The organism is Streptomyces sp. CA-135486 (assembly GCF_050936555.1).
Lineage (GTDB): Bacteria > Actinomycetota > Actinomycetes > Streptomycetales > Streptomycetaceae > Streptomyces.
This window is the reverse complement of sequence record NZ_JBNJMM010000002.1, coordinates 1,824,073-1,840,555: the sequence shown is the minus strand read 5'-3', so window position 1 is coordinate 1,840,555 and position 16,483 is coordinate 1,824,073. Positions and strand designations below refer to the sequence as shown.

The window sequence follows — 16,483 nt, the reverse complement described above, 5'->3', positions numbered from 1 at the left end:
CGAGCCCTTCAAGTGGCGCACAACTGTTCGTCGCCCATCACTTGAAGGTAAAAGCAACGTTGCAGAGACTATTCGTTCAAGTTTCGAAGTCAACCCCTCGCCAAGCATTGATTTGAGGCGCAGATGTAACGTGTTTAATTCAAGTGTTGAAGAGTTGGTGAAGGTTCTGTCAGCGCAGCCGCTGGCTGATGACCTTGGAGACACCGTCACCCTGCATGGAGACGCCGTACAACGCGTCCGCGACCTCCATCGTCCGCTTCTGGTGCGTGATCACGATCAGCTGCGAGGACTCCTGGAGTTCCTGCATGATCCGGATCAGCCGCTGGAGGTTGGTGTCGTCGAGCGCCGCCTCGACCTCGTCCATCACATAGAACGGACTCGGCCGGGCCTTGAAGATCGACACCAGCATCGCGACGGCGGTCAGCGACCGCTCGCCGCCCGACAGCAGCGACAGACGCTTGACCTTCTTGCCCGGCGGCCGGGCCTCGACGTCCACGCCCGTGGTGAGCATGTTGTCGGGATCGGTCAGAATCAGCCGCCCCTCGCCGCCGGGGAAGAGCCGTGAGAAGACGCCCTCGAACTCACGCGCCGTGTCCCGGTACGCCTCGGTGAAGACCTGCTCGACGCGCTCGTCGACCTCCTTGATCACCTGGAGAAGGTCGGCCCGCGTCTTCTTCAGGTCCTCAAGCTGCTCGGAGAGGAACTTGTGGCGCTCCTCCAACGCGGAGAACTCCTCCAGAGCGAGCGGATTCACCTTCCCGAGCTGCTGATAGGCCCGTTCGGCGGACTTGAGCCGCTTCTCCTGCTCGCCGCGTACGAAGGGAATCGGCTGGTTGCGCGGATGATCCGGGTCATCGGGCAGTTCCTCTCCCTCGGCGGGCGGTGACGGCGGCACCAGCTGGTCGGGCCCGTACTCCGCGATCAGCCCGGCCGGTTCCACGCCGAGCTCCTCCAGGGCCTTCGTCTCCAGCTGCTCGATCCGCAGCCTCTTCTCCGCTCCCAGTACCTCGCCGCGGTGAACCGAATCAGTGAGTTTGTCGAGCTCGCTCTTGAGGTCGCGGCCGCGGTTGCGGGCGGCGCTCAGCTCCTGTTCGCGCTCGGCCTTGGCCGCTTCGGCCGCGGCCCGCTCCGCCTCGGCGCGTACCAGTGAGACCTCGACATGGGCCAGCAGCTGGCGGGCTCCGCTCGCCACCGCGGATGCGACCCCGGCCTCGTGACGCAGTCGCGCGCGCCGCTGTTCGGCTCGTGCCCGTGCTTCGCGCTCGGCGCGCGCTCCCCGGTCGAGCGCGTCGGCACGCCCCGCGAGCCCCTTGACGCGCTCCTCGTGTGTACGGACCTGGAGACGGGCCTCCATCTCCGTCTGGCGTGCGTTGGCGCCGTCGGCGGCGAGCCGGTCCCGTACATGCGGGTCGGGCTCCTCCTCCACCGGGGTCTCCTCGGCGACGAGCAGCCGCTCGGCCAGCTCCTCGGCCTCTTCCCGCGCCCGTTCCAGAGCCTCCTGAGCCCTGGCGACGGCCGCGGTCGTCCGCTCCGCCTCGCCGGCGGCGCCGCGCGCCTGCCCGGCGAGCCGCCCCAGCTGCCCGGACACCGCCGACTTCTCCCGGTCGGCGGCCCGCCGGCGCTCGCCCAACTCGTCCACGAGCGCGGCACATTCAGTGCGCCGGGCGGCGGCCTGCTGCTGCGCGGCGGTCAGCTCCTCGCACCGCAGGGCCAGCTCCTCCAGCTCGGCGGCGGCCTCGTCGACGGACGCCTGTACCTCGAGCAGGCTCGGCGCCCCGGCGGAGCCGCCCTGCGCGAAGTGCGCGCCGAGGACATCGCCCTCGGCGGTCACCGCGGTGAGCTCCGGCCGCGCGTAGACCAGATCCTCGGCGTCCTCCAGCGTCCCGACGACGACCATGCCCCGCAGCAGCCTGCGTACGGCCGGCATCAGCTCATCGGGCCCCCGCACCAGATCGGCGGCGTACACAGCACCGTCCGCACGTTCTGGCGACGGTACGGATTCGGGGGCGCCGCCCAGCAGTATCGCGGCGCGCCCCGAGTCGGTCTTGCGCAGCAGCCGCAGCGCCTCGGCCGCCGTAGCCGGGTTCGACACGGCCACGGCGTCGGCGGCCGCGCCCAGCGCCGCCGCGACCGGGACCTCATGTCCGGGAGCCACCGTGAGGAATTCGGACGCCGGGCCCAGCAGCCCGCTCAGCCGGTCCTTGGCGGCGAGCAGCGCGCCCGTGCCGTCCTTGCGGCGCAGCCCCAGGGCGAGCGCCTCGCGGCGGGCGGCCACGGCGGCACGCTCCCGTTCGGCAGCGGTGAGCGCCTCGCGGGCCGCACTCAGCGCGGCTTCGGCCTCGGCCAGTTCGCGCTTGGCCGCGTCGTGCTGCTCGCCGAGCGCGGAGTCGTCGGCGTCAAGGCCGTCGACCTCGGCCTTGAGCTGCTCGTACTCCTCCTGAGCGGCGACCGCCCGCTCCTGTGCCTCGTCGCGGGCGGCGGACAGCCGGTCGATCTCGGCCTGTGCGGAACCGGCCCGTGAACGGGCGGCATTGACCTGGCCGCCCAGCCGGGCGAGGCCCTCGCGCCGGTCGGCGATCGCCCGAGCCACATCCTTGAGCCGCCGTTCCTCGACCAGCAGCTCGCGCTCCAGCTCGGCGCGGTGCGCGACGGTGTCCTCCAGCGCGTGCTCGGCCGCCTCCAGCGCGGCCTCCAGCTCCGCCTCCTGCTCACGGATCCTGGCGGCCTCGCGCTCCATGTCCTCGGGGTCGCGGCCGCGCCGCTCGTCGGACGGCGCCGCGGTGGCGCTCTTGACCCGCGCGTCGGCGAGCGAGATCGTGCCGCGCACCCGCTCGGCCAGCTGGGAGAGCTCGTACCAGCTCTGCTGTGCCTGCTGCAGCCGCGGCGCGAGGCGACGTACCTCGTCCTCCAGCTCGGCCTCGCGGCTCAGCGCGGCCTTGAGCTGCGCCTCGGCCGCGTCCTTGCGCTCCTTGAGCGCCGCCTCGTCGGCGATCTCGCCGCGCAGCGCCTCGCGGAGCCGTACGAGATCGTCGGCCAGCAGCCGCAGCCGGGCATCGCGCAGATCGGCCTGGATGACGGCGGCCCGCCGCGCGACCGCGGCCTGCCGCCCCAGCGGCTTGAGCTGACGCCGCAGTTCGTCGGTCAGATCCTGTACGCGGGCGAGGTTGGCCTGCATCGCGTCCAGCTTCCGCAGCGCCTTCTCCTTGCGCTTGCGGTGCTTGAGGACGCCCGCGGCCTCCTCGATGAAGGCTCTGCGTCCCATCGGATCGGCGTGCAGTACGGAGTCGAGCTGGCCCTGCCCGACGATGACATGCATCTCGCGGCCGATACCGGAGTCGGACAGCAGTTCCTGGATGTCGAGCAGCCGGCAGGTGTCACCGTTGATCTGGTACTCGCTGCCGCCGTTGCGGAACATGATCCGCGTGATGGTGACCTCGGCGTAGTCGATGGGCAGCGCGCCGTCGGAGTTGTCGATGGTGAGGGAGACCTCGGCGCGCCCGAGCGGGGGCCGACCGGTCGTCCCGGCGAAGATGACGTCCTCCATCTTGCCGCCGCGCAGCGACTTGGCCCCCTGCTCGCCCATGACCCAGGAGAGGGCGTCCACCACGTTCGACTTGCCGGAGCCGTTCGGGCCCACGACACAGGTGATGCCCGGCTCGAAGCGCAGCGTCGTCGCGGAGGCGAAGGATTTGAACCCGCGCAGGGTCATGGCCTTGAGGTGCACGCAGCCGGACTCTACCTTTCCCTCGCGGTTTCACCCATGAACGTGCAGGGCACATCAGACGTTAAGAGAGGCGCCGTCAGGGTGGAGCGGCAAAAGAGGGGCAAAGAAGAAGGGACGCCGAAGCGTCCCTTGCACATCTTGCGCGATGATTCTCCAGCGATCGCCGGGCTCAGGTGAGCGCAGGCTCCGCCTGAGGTACGTCGATGTCGATGCCGTCAAGCAACGACTCTCCAGGGTGCTTGGCGACGGCAGCGTTGAGCGCGTCGTTCTCGGACTGGATCCGTACAAGCTCGGATTCGAGGTCCTGGACGCGCTGCTGAAGCCGTCGCATCTCGGCGAGGAGTCGCGGGTCGGAACCGCCGACGTAACCGAGAAGCGCCTTTGCCATGATGGATGGTCCTCCACACTGAGTGACCGACCGAATGCGGTGTGGGTCGTGAGGGATTCGCACCCGCGGTGCTCGGCAGTGCTTGTTACTGCTGATATCACTGCGGTTCTTACTGCCAAACAGCTAAGGTGCGCGGGGCTTCCAGAGTCTCACCAAAAAGTTTGACGGTCAACACGATCACGCCCGGCATCAACGGGCAAACCCGGGGGCATATGGCCGCTGAACATGCGGCACAGCCTCATCTGCGGGGCCCTGGGGGCGTAGAGATCATTCTTAATGCCGCAGCCTGGCACGACACGCCCTTCTTGGCAACCACCAGGCGTTTCCGCGGGCAGCAGGTGCCAAGGGCCTCTCCGCGGCACCGCTTACGGCGTGAAATTACGTGGTGACTTCAGCGGATCGCGAAGCTGTCGTAGCCACCGCGCGGGGTGTCCCAGATCTCCGTGACACCGTCTACCCGCCCGGGTGTGTCGTCGGAACGCAACCACTCCAGCAGACGGTGGCAATTCTCACGTGGCCCTTCGGCAACAACCTGCACTCGGCCGTCGTCCAGATTGACGGCGAATCCCGTAAGGCCGCCGATCTCCAGTGCATTCGCCCTGGTGAACCAGCGGAAGCCCACTCCCTGTACTCGGCCGCGTACCCAGGCGGTGAGCCGTGCAACATCATTCATGGCTGCAAGGTAACGGCCCAAATGCTCTCGAAGCACTTCGCCCCCACGCGTCATGGCGTACAGTCCCGTCGGAATGAGCCTCACTCGAATGGGTGAGTCAGTTTGACGTCATTACCGTCGAGCTTCGTCGAGCATGAGGAAGGCACAGCAGATGGGACGCCATCGACGCTCCAGCGCTGCACCCGCCGCGCACGATTACGCGGACGGTACGGCACACGGTCACCGGGGTGGTGCGCGCCGGAAGAAGCGGGCGGGCATCCCCGTACGCACCGGGCTGCTCGGTGCGTCCGCGGCCGTGGCAGTAGGCGCTGTGGCCGTCGCGTCCGGCCTGCTGCCGGGCGGCGACACATTCAATGTCAGCGGCGGCAGCGAGCCGAGCGGGCAGATACGGACCCAGGGCTCCGCGGAACTGCAGACCCAGGGCGACGCCAGCGCCGAGCCGACGAACACCGTCTCGGCATCCCCGACCCGGATCGCGCCGCGCCCCAAGGCGCCGTCGAAGACCCCCTCCCCCACGCCGACCAAGCCGTCGGCCACGCCGTCGAAGAAGACGAAGGCCCCGGTGGCGGAGCAGAAGACGAAGAGCCCGACACCGACCCCGACGCGGACCGAGACGCGCGCCTCCGACCGCTCCGCCGAGCGGAAGCCGGTCACCTCCACCGCGACGGCCGCCGAGGCCGAGGTTCTGGCCCTGGTGAACAAGGAGCGCGCGAAGGTGGGCTGCAGCCCGGTGCGCCCCGACGACTCCCTGGCCGAGCTCGCCGGGAACTTCAGCTCGGACATGGCCACGCGCGGCTTCTTCGACCACACCGACCCCGACGGGGACACGCCCTGGGACCGCGCCGCGCAGGTGGGCGTCCAGGGTCTCGGCGGCGAGAACATCGCCCGTGGCCAGGGCGACGCGGCCGCGGTGATGAACTCCTGGATGAACAGCGACGGTCACCGCGCGAACATCCTCAACTGCGACTACAAGACGATGGGCGTCGGTGTCGTCATGGGCGCCGGCGGTCCCTGGTGGACGCAGGACTTCGGCTTCTGAGCACGTAGCACGCAGCACATACGGGAAGGGCCCGTCACCTCGGTGACGGGCCCTTCCCGTATGTGCGCCCGCGTACGGCGTCAGGCGGCGACGGCCGCCCGGCCCGCGATGAACGTACGAGCGGTCTCCGCCACCCGGCCGCCCAGGTGCTGCGCGGTCGCGATGTCGGCCTTGTGCACGCCCTCCGGACCCTCGTCGGAGTTCGTCTGGGCAGCGGCGCCGAAGGAGAAGCCGAGGCGGTTGAGGTCGTGCTCGGAGCCCTCCGAGGAGTTCCATCCGGGCTTCAGTCCCAGGTTCACCCAGTGCATGCCGTGCTGGGCGGCGAGCGTCGCGAAGTACTGGAGGGTGTGCAGCTTGTCGCCGCTCTTGGAGGCGGAGTTGGAGAAGCCCGCCGCCAGCTTGTCCTTCCAGGCGTCGGTGAACCAGCGCTTGGAGGAGGTCTCGGCGAACTGGTGGAAGGCGCCAGATGCGGTCCCCATGTAGGTGGGTGACCCGAAGACGATGGCGTCGGAGCCGTCGAGCAGCTCCCACTGGGCGTCGTCGATCTCGTCGACCTTGATCAGGTGGACGGTGGCACCGGCGGCGGCCGCTCCGTCGCGGACGGCCTCGGCGATGACGGCGGTGTGGCCGTAGCCGGAGTGATAGGCGATCGAGACAACAGGCGTGGTCACGGTGATGGGCTCCTCGAAGGCAATGTGCTCGTCGTTGGTGGAGACCAGAGAAGCACTAACTTTTAGAAAGCGCAACCCTATGGATAGCGCTGTGCGCGGGTATGGTTGAGGTATGGAGACCAGCACCCAGGAAGAGAGCAGCGGAGTCTGTCCGGACGGTGACCTCGCCTTTGACGTGTTTGCCCGCAAATGCCCGTCGCGGGGCACGCTGGAGCACGTCACCGGCCGTTGGGGCAGCCTCACGATCGGAGCGCTGCGCGACGGCACGTTCCGCTTCAACGAGCTGCGCCGGCGGGTCGACGGCGTAAGCGAGAAGATGCTGTCCCAGACCCTGCACGCCCTGGAGCGCGACGGTCTCGTACGACGGGAGGCGCAGCCGACGAACCCGCCGCGGGTCGACTACGAGCTCACCCCGCTGGGACATGAGGTCGCCGAGCGGCTACTGGGTCTCATCCACTTCGTGGAGGGCCGGATGCCCGAGGTGCTTGCGGCGCGGGAGCGTTACGACGAGATGCGCGAGGGCCTCGGCAGCCGCTGACAGCGCGGGCAGTAGTAGCTGGAACGGTTCATCCAGGCGCGTCGGCGCATGGGGGTGCCGCAGCGGCGGCAGGGCTCGTCCTCGCGGCCGTACGCGTCCAACGACCGGTCGAAATAGCCTGATTCGCCGTTCACGTTCACATAGAGGCTGTCGAAGCTGGTGCCGCCGACAGCCAGGGCCGCGTTCATCACGTCCCGTACATGGCCGAGCAGTTCGACCGAGCGGGGGCGGGCGAGAGAGGCCGTGGGGCGCTCATAGTGCAGCTTCGCGCGCCAGAGCGCCTCGTCCGCGTAGATGTTCCCCACGCCGCTGATCAGCGACTGGTCGAGGAGCGCGCGCTTGATCGTCGTACGGCGCAGCCGCAGCGCGGCATGGAAGGCCGTGTCGTCGAAGGCCGGGTCGAGCGGATCGCGGGCGATGTGCGCGATGACGTCGGGCAGCCCTTCGGGGGTGTTGTCGTGCAGCGAAAGCCCGCCGAAGGTGCGCTGGTCGACAAAGCGCAGCTCGGTGCCGAGACCGTCGTCGAAACGGATCCGGATGCGCAGATGCTTCTCGTCGGCGGCGTCCTGCGGCTGTACGAGCAGCTGGCCGCTCATCCCGAGGTGGCCCAGGACCGAGGCGTCCGTGTCCGCGAGCGGCAGCCAGAGGTATTTGCCGCGGCGGCGGGCGATGCCGACGCTGTGGCCCTTGAGGCGGGCCGCGAAGTCCTCGGCGCCGGCCGTATGACGCCGGACCGCACGCGGGTGCAGGATCTGTACCTCGGCGATCGTCCGTCCGCTGACCCAGCGCTGGAGTCCGCGACGTACGACCTCGACCTCGGGCAGCTCGGGCACGGGGCTCCTTCACACTCTCGCGATGACGCCCGCAGCGTACCTCTCGCCACTGACACCGGAACCCGTGAGGCCCCTGCGCTCCTGGGGAGCGAGGGGCCTCACGGGCGAAAGCGGAAACGTGGACTCAGGCGGTGGCCCGGTCCGCGGAACCAGTGGTCGAAGGGGCGTCGGCGGCCCCTTCGCCGTTGGCCGTCGCTTGGGCCGTCGCTTCGGCCGCCGCTTCGGCCGCCGCCTGGGCCTCAGCCTCGGCTTCGGCCGCTTCGGCCTCGGCAGCTTTGGCCTCGGCCTCGGCTTCGGCCTTCGCGGCAGCCGCGCGCTCGTCCGCGGCGGCACGGATCTCCCGCCATGCGGACTCCGCCGCCTGCTGCTCCGCTTCCTTCTTGCTGCGGCCGGTGCCGGTGCCGTACGAGACACCACCGACGCGGGCGGCAGCAGTGAAGGTCTTCTCGTGGTCCGGGCCGGTCTCGGTGACGAGATATTCCGGTACTCCGAGCCCCTCGGCGGCCGTGAGCTCCTGGAGGCTGGTCTTCCAGTCCAGGCCGGCGCCAAGGTTCGAGGACTTCTCGATCAGCGGGTCGAAGAGCCGGTGCACCAGCTCGGACGCCGCTTCGAGGCCCTGGTCGAGATAGACCGCGCCGATCACCGCTTCCAGGGTGTCGGCGAGGATGGACGCCTTGTCCCGGCCACCGGTGCCCTCTTCGCCCCGGCCGAGCCGGATGAAGAGGCCGAGTTCGAGGCCACGACCGACCTCCGCCAGCGCACGCGAATTGACCACCGCGGCCCGCAGCTTGGCCAGCTGGCCCTCGGGCAGGTCGGGGTGGGTTCGGTACAGCGTGTCGGTGACCACCAGGCCGAGCACCGAATCCCCGAGGAATTCGAGCCGCTCGTTGGTGGGCAGACCGCCGTTCTCGTACGCGTACGAACGGTGGGTCAGCGCACGCACCAGAAGGGCGGACTCGAGGTGATACCCGAGCCGCCCTTCCAGAAGCGTGTGGGACGAGGCTGCGTTGGCTGTGTTTACTGCGTCTGCCTGCTTCTTGGCATTGGACAGCTCAGACATCGGGCCTCTCACCAGCCGCTCAGACCTCGAGGACCTGGCGCTTGTTGTAGGTGCCGCAGCTGGGGCACGCGATGTGCTGCTGCTTCGGCTCCTGGCAACGCTCACACGAAACCAGGGTGGGGACCGCAGCCTTCCACTGCGACCGGCGGTGGCGCGTGTTGCTGCGCGACATCTTCCGCTTCGGAACAGCCACGGCTACTTCTCCTGCTTCTCGTCGACGCCCGCTTCGGCGCCGCTCATGTTGTCCTTCTCGCCGTCCTGAATGGTCTCGGCGAGTCCCTGCAGTGCCGCCCAACGGATGTCGACGGCGTCATGGTGGTGGTCCGGGTTCTCGTCCAGCCTGATCCCGCAGTCGGGGCACAGGCCGGCGCAGGTCTCCCGGCACACCGGCTGCATCGGCAGTGCGAGCACCACCGCATCACGCAGCACGGGTTCGAGGTCGAACAGGCCGTCCTCGAGAAAGAGCCTGTCCTCGTCCTCGACGTCGTCGACCGGCTCCGCAGTGCGACTGCGGCCCCGGTCATCGGCGTCGGGGTACGAAAACATCTCCTGGAAGTCCGCCACGACCTCTTGGCGCAGCGGCTCCAGACACCTTACGCACTCCCCCTCGGCCGTCGCACGGGCGGTGCCTGTGACAAGCACACCTTCCATGACCGACTCCAGGCGGAGATCGAGTTCCACGGGCGCGCCTTCAGGCACGCCGATGACCCCTTCGATACCGAAGTCCTTGGGGGCATCCGCCGGGCGGGTCAGCCGCTGGAGCGCGCCGGGACGCCGGCCCAGCTCGTGCGTGTCGAACACGAGGGGGTTGCGGTGGTCGAGGCGGGCGTTCAGGGCTCTTCCTGCTTTCGGATCGTGGGGAGGGGCCGTCCCGGTTCGGAGTCGAAACGGGCAGCCAGGATCGCCGGAGTACGCGCGACCGAAGAGCCAGGATACTGGACGGGCCGCCAGAGACCCAATCCGGCGCTTCCCGGCGCCTGAGGGCGCCGGGGCTCAGCGCCCCTGTTCGTAACGGCGCAGCTGTTCCAGGTCGATCATGCTGGTGTCGAACAGGCTGGTCTCGTCGAGGGCGGCGCCCTGCTGGACCTGCTGCTGCGACTGGTCGGGCACCGGCTGCTGGTAGGCGTACGGGTCCTGCTGGGCGTACAGCTGCTGGTCGTAGCCCTGCTGCTGGTATGCGGCGTACGGATCCTGCTGATAGCCGGCGTACGCCTCCTGCGGCTGTCCCCCATAGCCTCCGGCATGGGAGGCGCCCCCCGCGTACGGATCGTGCTGGGCCGGGATCTGGGGCTGCGGGTCGGCCTGCGGCTGCTGGTACTGGTGCTGCTGGGCCAGGACCTGGGCGGCCTGCGGCTGCGGCTCGGCAAGCTCCGCGAGGCCGGCCAGATAGTCGGTGTCGCTCGCGTGGTGCTGCGCGCCCGCGGCGTCCTGGGCGGCCATGTGCTCGCCGAGGGCGTCGCTGGTGGTGCGGCCGTGCAGCTTCTGGCGGCCGCGGCCGACCGCGTCGAGGGTCTTGGAGAGTACGGCCTCGAAGGCGCCGAGCTTGGCGTCGACGTACTCGTCGGCGCGCTGGATGAGCGTCTGCGGGTCCGCGCTGTACTCGGGGGCGTCCTCGTCGGCGTACCCCTGCTCGTCCAGCCCGGGTCCGCGGCCCAGCAGCTTCTCGCGGCCGCGGTCGACGGAGCCGATCGTCTTGGTGAGGACGACCTCGAAGTTGGCGAGCTTGGAGTCGACGTAGTCGTCGGCCTCGGCGCGGATCTCGTCCGCGTCCCGGCGGGCCTCGGCGAGGATACGGTCCGCCTCCTCCTGGGACTGGCGGGCGACCTGGGTGTCCGAGATCAGCGAGCCGCGCTCGGCGTGGGCGGTCTCGATGATCCGCTCGGCCTCCTGACGGGCCTGCTCCACCAGCTGCTCACGGCCGCCGATCAGCTCCTGGGCCTGGGCCAGCGAGCCCGGGAGGGCCTGGCGGACCTCTTCGAGCAGGGCGAGCAGCTCGGCGCGGTTCACCACGCAGGAAGCCGACATGGGCATGGACCGTGCGCTGCCGACCGCCTCGACGATCTCGTCGAGCTTCTTCTGGACGTCCACCGTGGTTCGCCACTCTCTGCCTGATATGAGCCGGACGGGACGACTGTACGGGCAGTCGGCGCCCGTCCGACACCGGGTGACGGACTGTCAGCTCATCACTTCTCGGCGAGGCGCCGGACCAGGGCCTCGTGCACCACGGGAGGCAGCAGGTGGGAGACGTCACCGCCCCAGGCCGCGACCTCCTTCACCAGGCTGGAGGAGAGGAAGCTGTAGGTGGGGTTGGTCGGGACGAACAGCGTCTCGACGCCCGAGAGGCCGTTGTTCATCTGGGCCATCTGCAGCTCGTAGTCGAAGTCGCTGACGGCCCGCAGACCCTTGACGATGGCCGGGATGTCGCGCTGCTTGCAGAAGTCGACGAGGAGGCCGTGGTGGGACTCCACCACGACGTTTCCGTACTCGCCGGTGACCTGGCGGATCAGGTCCATCCGCTCTTCCACCGTGAAGAGTCCCTGCTTGGACTGGTTGATCATCACCGCGACATGTACGACGTCGTACAGCTTGGAGGCGCGGGCAATGATGTCGAGGTGCCCATTGGTGATGGGGTCGAATGACCCCGGACAGACTGCGCGGCGCAACTGAAGTCCCTCGCTCTCCGGTCCGTTCATCGTGCGTCTTCGCACGTAGAGGCGGCGCGACCGTACCAAAGCGTGCCCTCGCCGTAACGACGGGCCCGCAGTGGCTCGAAACCCTGTGGCCACACGAATTCGCCGCCTCTGGTGCTGCGCTCCACGGTGGCGAGCGCATCGCCCGCGAGCCAGCCCTGAGTGCGGAGTGTGAGGAGAATCTCGCGAAGATCGTCGTCGGTGACGGCGTACGGAGGGTCCAGGAAGACCACGTCGTACGGCGTCTCGGGGACCGGACCCGTCACGATCTGTTCCGCTTTGCCGGTACGGACCTCGGCGCCGGGCAGTCCGAGCGCTCGGACGTTCTCCCGGACGATGCGGGCGGCGCGGCCGTCGGCCTCGACGAGCAGGGCGTGGGACGCGCCGCGGGAGAGCGCCTCCAGGCCGACGGCGCCGGAGCCGGCGTACAGATCGGCGATGCGGACACCGTTGAAGGTGCCGAGCAGCGACTCCCAGCTGGAGAAGAGCCCCTCGCGAGCGCGGTCGGAAGTGGGGCGGGTGCCGGTGCCGGGCGGGACGGCGATACGGCGTCCGCCGGCCGCACCGGCGATCACGCGGGTCATCTGAGTCTGAGTCCTTCGAGACGGGAGTGGATTGGCTTGAACAAGCGGATGTGCTTAAACGATAGGCCGTCGCTCAGGCTCAGTCCGCTCGTATCGCTGTCTCGTCGGTTCTCACCGCGGCCACTTTCCTGCGCGTCAGCCCTTGTCCAGGTACTGCTCGCGCTCCGTGTCGAGCAGCGCGTCCAGCGCCGTACGCAGTTCGGGCAGGTGCTCAAGATCCGGATCCGCGGTGACGATCGCGACGGCCTCCTCGCGGGCGGCCGCGATGACCTCCTCGTCGTCGATGACAGTGAGCATCCGCAGCGAGGAGCGCACGCCGGACTGGGCCTGGCCGAGCACATCGCCCTCACGGCGCTGTTCCAGGTCGATACGGGAGAGCTCGAAGCCGTCCAGCGTGGCGGCGACCGCGCCGAGCCGGGCCCGGGCGGGAGCGGCCTCGGGCATCTCGGTGACCAGCAGACAGAGCCCGGGGGCCGAGCCACGGCCGACCCGGCCGCGCAGCTGGTGCAGCTGCGACACCCCGAACCGGTCCGCGTCCATGATCACCATGGCGGTGGCGTTGGGGACGTTCACACCGACCTCGATAACGGTGGTGGCGACCAGGACGTCAGATTCACCCGCGGCGAAGCGGCGCATGACGTCGTCCTTGTCGTCGGGCTGCATCCGGCCGTGCAGCACCTCGACCCGCAGCCCCTTCAGGGCGCCCGCCGCGAGCTGCTCGGCGATCTCGAGCACGGCCAGCGGCGGGCGCTTCTCGGCCTCGTCCTCGGCGGACTTCCTCTTCGGCTCGTCCTCGCCGTCGCCGATGCGGGGACACACGACATACGCCTGATGGCCGTTCTCCACCTCTTCACGCACCCGCTCCCAGGCGCGCGCCAGGAAGTGCGGCTTGTCCTGCGCCGGAACCACATGGCTGGCGATCGGTGAACGCCCGGCCGGCAGCTGGTCGAGCACCGAGGTCTCCAGATCGCCGAAGACCGTCATGGCGACCGTACGAGGAATGGGGGTGGCCGTCATGACGAGCAGATGCGGCGGCTGCTTGCCCTTGGAGCGCAGCGCGTCACGCTGCTCCACGCCGAAGCGGTGCTGCTCGTCCACGACGACCAGCCCCAGATCGTGGAACTGCACCTTGTCCTCGATCAGCGCGTGTGTGCCGATCACGATCCCGGCCTCACCGGTCACCAGGTCGAGCAGCGCCTGCCGGCGCGCGGCGGCGCCCATCGAGCCGGTCAGCAGCACCACTTTGGTGGCGTGCTCGGCCCCGCCGAGCATCCCTCCCTCTGCGAGCTCGCCCATCATCTCGGTGATCGAGCGGTGGTGCTGCTGGGCGAGGACTTCGGTGGGCGCGAGCATGGCCGCCTGACCGCCGGCGTCGACGACGGTGAGCATCGCGCGCAGGGCGACCATCGTCTTACCGGAGCCGACCTCTCCCTGGAGCAGGCGGTGCATCGGGTGCTCGGTCGCCAGGTCGTCGAAGATCTCCTTGGTGACCGTCTGCTGGCCCTCGGTGAGCGTGAAGGGCAGCTTGGCGTCGAAGGCGTCGAGCAGGCCGCCCGGCCTGCGCTTGCGTGCCACGGCGGGCAGTTGCGTGTCGGCGTACCGCCGGCGGGCCAGCGCCACTTGGAGGACGAAGGCCTCGTCCCACTTCAGACGATCGCGCGCGGTGGCGATGTCCGCCTTGGTGTGCGGCCGGTGGATCTTCAGCAGGGCCTCGGGAAGCGGGAGGAGGCCGCGGCCCGCGCGCAGCGCCTGAGGCAGCGGGTCGACTGCCTCCCGGGTGCTGGGCAGTACGGCGTCGACCGCCTTGGCGATCTTCCAGGACTCCAGCTTGGTGGTGGCCGGGTAGATCGGGATGAGGGCGCCGGCCCAGGAGTCGACGGCCTCGTCGCTGTCTCCGTGGAGCAGTTCGTACGCAGGGTGGGCCAGCTGCAGCTTGCGGTTGAAAACGGACACCTTCCCGGCGAACATCGCGCGGGTGCCCGGCAGCAGATCCTTGTGCGGTTTGTGGACGCCCTTGCCGAAGAAGACCAGTTGCAGCTGACCGCTGCCGTCCGTGATGACGACCTCAAGACGCTGGCCCCTGCCCTTTGCCCCGCTGAAGGTCAGCACACGCGCGCTCGCGACCTGTGCGACCACCGTGACGTGCTCGTCCAGGGGCAGCTCGGCCAGGTGCGTGAGCTCGCCCCGCTCCGCATACCTGCGCGGATAGTGGTGCAGCAGATCGCCGAGGGTGTGCAGGTCGAGATGCTCGGCCATCACCTTCGCGGTGGCGGGGCCGAGCGTCTTCTTCAGGGGTTCGTCGAGCGCGGGCACGCGATCCATTGCACACCACACCACTGACAGACGTCGCGCACCTGTGGATAACCGCTGGTCACCACCGTGCCGCGGCCCCTGGGACGACGCGCCTCCCGCGGGTTCGCGCACCGCGGCCGGCTCTCCCCTACTCCACCCCGATCAGCAGCGGCGACGCTCCCCGCCCGCCCCGGTACACCACCGTGTCCACCGCCAGGTAGCCCTCCCGCACATACCTCTCCAGGCTCGCCGTCACGGCGTCGCCGTCCGGGACGTCGTCGCCCAGGATCAGGGTCACCAACTCGCCGCCCGCCGACAGCATCCTGGACAGCACCGCCTCCGCCGTGCCCGGCAGGTCCGCGCCGATCACCGCCACGTCGCCGTCGATCAGGCCGAGGACGTCACCGGCCTGGCACACGCCCGCCGACGTCCACGACTGCCGTTCCGCGACGGCCAGTTCGGCATAGCGGGTCGCCCCCGCCGCCGCCGTCATCGCGACCACGTCCTCGTCGAAACGGCGGTCCGGCTCGTGGACGGCAAGCGCCGCGATGCCCTGGACCGCCGCGCGGGTGGGGATGAGGGCGACCCGTACCCCTTCCGTGCGAGCCTGTTCCGCGGCCGCCGCCGCGGTGTGCCGCAGCTCCGCCGAGTTCGGCAGCAGGACGACCTCCCGGGCGTGCGCGCGCCGGATCGCGTCGATCAGCTCGCCGCTGGCCGGCGGCTCCCCCGGCCGAGCGAGCACCGTCGTCGCGCCCGCCTCCGCGCACAGGCCCGCCACACCGTCCCCGGGGACGACCACGACGACCGCCCGCTGCACCTGTTCCCGTGAGACGGCCGCCGCCGTATCGAAGTGCGTGATGCGGATCCGGTACGGCCGCCCCGCCTCGACGCCCGCCTCCACCACCGCGCCCGCGTCGTCGACGTGCACATGGACGTTCCACAGACCGTCGCCGCCCACGACGACAAGCGAGTCGCCGAGTCCGTCGAGCCGGGTGCGCAGCCGGGCCACCGCCGCGTCGTCCGCCTCCAGCAGGTAGATCACCTCGAAGGCCGGGCCTCCTTCCGCACACGGCCGCGCGAGTGCCGACGCCACTGCGGGGCGCACATGGGCGAGTGCCGGCATCGCCGGGGCCTCTCCCGAAAGCGCCTGTACCAGCGCCCCCAGCACCGCGAGCAGCCCGCGGCCGCCCGCGTCGACCACCCCGGCACGGCCGAGCACAGCCAGCTGCCCGGGAGTCGCGTCCAGCGCGGCCCGTGCCCCTTCGTACGCCGCACGCGCCGTATCGCCCAGCGAGCCCGGCGCGGCCTCCGCAGCCGCCTCCGCCGCCGCCCTCGCCACGCTCAGGATCGTGCCCTCGACGGGATGCGCGACCGCCTCTCGAGCCAGCGCGGCGGCCCGGCCCAGCGCACCGGCCAGATGATCGTCCTCACCGCTCCGCTCCGCCATGCCCCGCAGCAGCTGCGCCAGGATCGTCCCGGAGTTCCCGCGTGCGCCGATCAGCGCCCCGTGGGCCATCGCCCGCACCACATCGGCCGCCGCGGGCGCGGACGACCCCATCTCGTGCGCGGCGAAGACCGCCTCGACGGCCTGGGCCGCGGATTCGACGGTCAGATACAGATTCGTGCCGGTGTCACCGTCCGCGACCGGATAGACGTTGATCGCGTCGATCTCCTCGCGCTCCCGTCCCAGTGCCTCCAGCGCCAGTGAGCACCAGGTGCGAACCGCTGCGGCGTCCAGGGCCCGCCCGTCTCCCACTGCCGCCCTCAAGGGAGGCCCTGCGGGCCGCCCCTCCGTCTCTGGCACCTGGTGATCCTCCTCGGTCGGCCGGCGAGGGCCGTGGGCAGCGGGTTGCACCGCAGGGTAGACCCCTGCCCGGGGCACTGGCCCGGTCGGGGGCGGAGCAGGCCGTGGTAGTTTCGTATCTCGGACGCAGTCGTTGTATGCTGCTCCGGTTGCCCGATGAAAGTCGGGCCATTCCCCCGGCAAAGCC

General features: G+C 69.9%; 15 protein-coding genes. 2 read left to right on the top strand and 13 right to left on the bottom strand.

What is annotated here, in order from left to right; all coding sequences use genetic code 11:
* Positions 1–169: 169 nt before the first annotated feature.
* From smc to ACQEVG_RS27850, 3 genes are all read right to left on the bottom strand, one after another.
* Positions 170–3,724 carry a chromosome segregation protein SMC gene (gene smc / locus ACQEVG_RS27860; RefSeq protein WP_432988709.1) on the bottom strand — a complete coding sequence of 1,185 codons (3,555 nt, stop codon included), beginning with the start codon at positions 3,722–3,724 and terminating at the stop codon, positions 170–172.
* 169 nt (positions 3,725–3,893) lie between these two features.
* Positions 3,894–4,112 carry a hypothetical protein gene (locus tag ACQEVG_RS27855; protein ID WP_313943858.1) on the bottom strand — a complete coding sequence of 73 codons (219 nt, stop codon included), beginning with the start codon at positions 4,110–4,112 and terminating at the stop codon, positions 3,894–3,896.
* 391 nt (positions 4,113–4,503) lie between these two features.
* The gene (locus ACQEVG_RS27850; RefSeq protein WP_432988706.1) at positions 4,504–4,785 is read right to left on the bottom strand and encodes an acylphosphatase; all 282 of its coding nucleotides are present in this window, start codon (positions 4,783–4,785) and stop codon (positions 4,504–4,506) included.
* A gap of 151 nt (positions 4,786–4,936) precedes the next feature.
* Between ACQEVG_RS27850 and ACQEVG_RS27845 the strand changes: the two genes are divergently transcribed.
* A complete protein-coding gene (locus tag ACQEVG_RS27845) occupies positions 4,937–5,824 on the top strand; it encodes a CAP domain-containing protein (RefSeq protein WP_432992951.1) in 888 nt (295 codons plus the stop codon).
* Between the two features lie 80 nt (positions 5,825–5,904).
* Here ACQEVG_RS27845 and ACQEVG_RS27840 read toward each other — a convergent pair whose 3' ends face one another.
* Positions 5,905–6,495, bottom strand: a complete 591-nt coding sequence (locus ACQEVG_RS27840; RefSeq protein ID WP_432988704.1) for a flavodoxin family protein — start codon at positions 6,493–6,495, stop codon at positions 5,905–5,907.
* A gap of 112 nt (positions 6,496–6,607) precedes the next feature.
* On the opposite strand from ACQEVG_RS27840, the gene ACQEVG_RS27835 reads away from it, so the two are divergent.
* Positions 6,608–7,033: a winged helix-turn-helix transcriptional regulator gene (locus tag ACQEVG_RS27835; RefSeq protein WP_432988702.1), complete on the top strand. Its 426-nt coding sequence runs from the start codon at positions 6,608–6,610 to the stop codon at positions 7,031–7,033.
* Here ACQEVG_RS27835 and mutM read toward each other — a convergent pair.
* The 9 genes from mutM to ACQEVG_RS27790 all read right to left on the bottom strand — a co-directional run bounded on the left by mutM (position 6,997) and on the right by ACQEVG_RS27790 (position 16,248).
* Positions 6,997–7,866: a bifunctional DNA-formamidopyrimidine glycosylase/DNA-(apurinic or apyrimidinic site) lyase gene (mutM, locus tag ACQEVG_RS27830; protein ID WP_432988700.1), complete on the bottom strand. Its 870-nt coding sequence runs from the start codon at positions 7,864–7,866 to the stop codon at positions 6,997–6,999. The two genes, ACQEVG_RS27835 and mutM, sit on opposite strands and share 37 nt — an antisense overlap.
* Positions 7,867–7,990: 124 nt before the next feature.
* Positions 7,991–8,926, bottom strand: coding sequence for a ribonuclease III (gene rnc / locus ACQEVG_RS27825; protein ID WP_432988698.1), 936 nt, complete (start codon positions 8,924–8,926; stop codon positions 7,991–7,993).
* 19 nt (positions 8,927–8,945) lie between these two features.
* On the bottom strand, positions 8,946–9,119 hold the full coding sequence (gene rpmF, locus ACQEVG_RS27820) for a 50S ribosomal protein L32 (RefSeq protein WP_026165248.1): 174 nt from the start codon (positions 9,117–9,119) through the stop codon (positions 8,946–8,948).
* Positions 9,120–9,121: 2 nt separating this feature from the next.
* Positions 9,122–9,760 carry a YceD family protein gene (locus ACQEVG_RS27815; protein ID WP_432992948.1) on the bottom strand — a complete coding sequence of 213 codons (639 nt, stop codon included), beginning with the start codon at positions 9,758–9,760 and terminating at the stop codon, positions 9,122–9,124.
* A 159-nt stretch (positions 9,761–9,919) separates the two neighbouring features.
* Entirely contained in the window at positions 9,920–11,014 is a 1,095-nt protein-coding gene (locus ACQEVG_RS27810; RefSeq protein WP_432988696.1) for an ATP synthase F0 subunit B, read from the bottom strand.
* A 95-nt stretch (positions 11,015–11,109) separates the two neighbouring features.
* Positions 11,110–11,589, bottom strand: a complete 480-nt coding sequence (coaD, locus tag ACQEVG_RS27805) for a pantetheine-phosphate adenylyltransferase (RefSeq protein WP_360877510.1) — start codon at positions 11,587–11,589, stop codon at positions 11,110–11,112.
* Between the two features lie 26 nt (positions 11,590–11,615).
* The gene (rsmD, locus tag ACQEVG_RS27800; RefSeq protein ID WP_432988694.1) at positions 11,616–12,200 is read right to left on the bottom strand and encodes a 16S rRNA (guanine(966)-N(2))-methyltransferase RsmD; all 585 of its coding nucleotides are present in this window, start codon (positions 12,198–12,200) and stop codon (positions 11,616–11,618) included.
* A gap of 135 nt (positions 12,201–12,335) precedes the next feature.
* The gene (gene recG, locus ACQEVG_RS27795) at positions 12,336–14,522 is read right to left on the bottom strand and encodes an ATP-dependent DNA helicase RecG (RefSeq protein WP_432988692.1); all 2,187 of its coding nucleotides are present in this window, start codon (positions 14,520–14,522) and stop codon (positions 12,336–12,338) included.
* Positions 14,523–14,640: 118 nt separating this feature from the next.
* Complete coding sequence (locus ACQEVG_RS27790) at positions 14,641–16,248, bottom strand: DAK2 domain-containing protein (protein WP_432992945.1); 1,608 nt, start codon at positions 16,246–16,248, stop codon at positions 14,641–14,643.
* Positions 16,249–16,483: the final 235 nt, after the last annotated feature.

Excerpts from the sequence above, each read along its gene's own strand:
- ACQEVG_RS27850 (WP_432988706.1), bottom strand. The coding sequence starts at position 4,785 with ATGAATGATGTTGCACGGCTCACCGCCTGGGTACGCGGCCGAGTACAG.
- ACQEVG_RS27855 (WP_313943858.1), bottom strand. The coding sequence starts at position 4,112 with ATGGCAAAGGCGCTTCTCGGTTACGTCGGCGGTTCCGACCCGCGACTC.
- rnc (WP_432988698.1), bottom strand. The coding sequence starts at position 8,926 with ATGTCTGAGCTGTCCAATGCCAAGAAGCAGGCAGACGCAGTAAACACA.
- ACQEVG_RS27835 (WP_432988702.1), top strand. The coding sequence starts at position 6,608 with ATGGAGACCAGCACCCAGGAAGAGAGCAGCGGAGTCTGTCCGGACGGT.
- ACQEVG_RS27845 (WP_432992951.1), top strand. The coding sequence starts at position 4,937 with ATGGGACGCCATCGACGCTCCAGCGCTGCACCCGCCGCGCACGATTAC.
- recG (WP_432988692.1), bottom strand. The coding sequence starts at position 14,522 with ATGGATCGCGTGCCCGCGCTCGACGAACCCCTGAAGAAGACGCTCGGC.
- rsmD (WP_432988694.1), bottom strand. The coding sequence starts at position 12,200 with ATGACCCGCGTGATCGCCGGTGCGGCCGGCGGACGCCGTATCGCCGTC.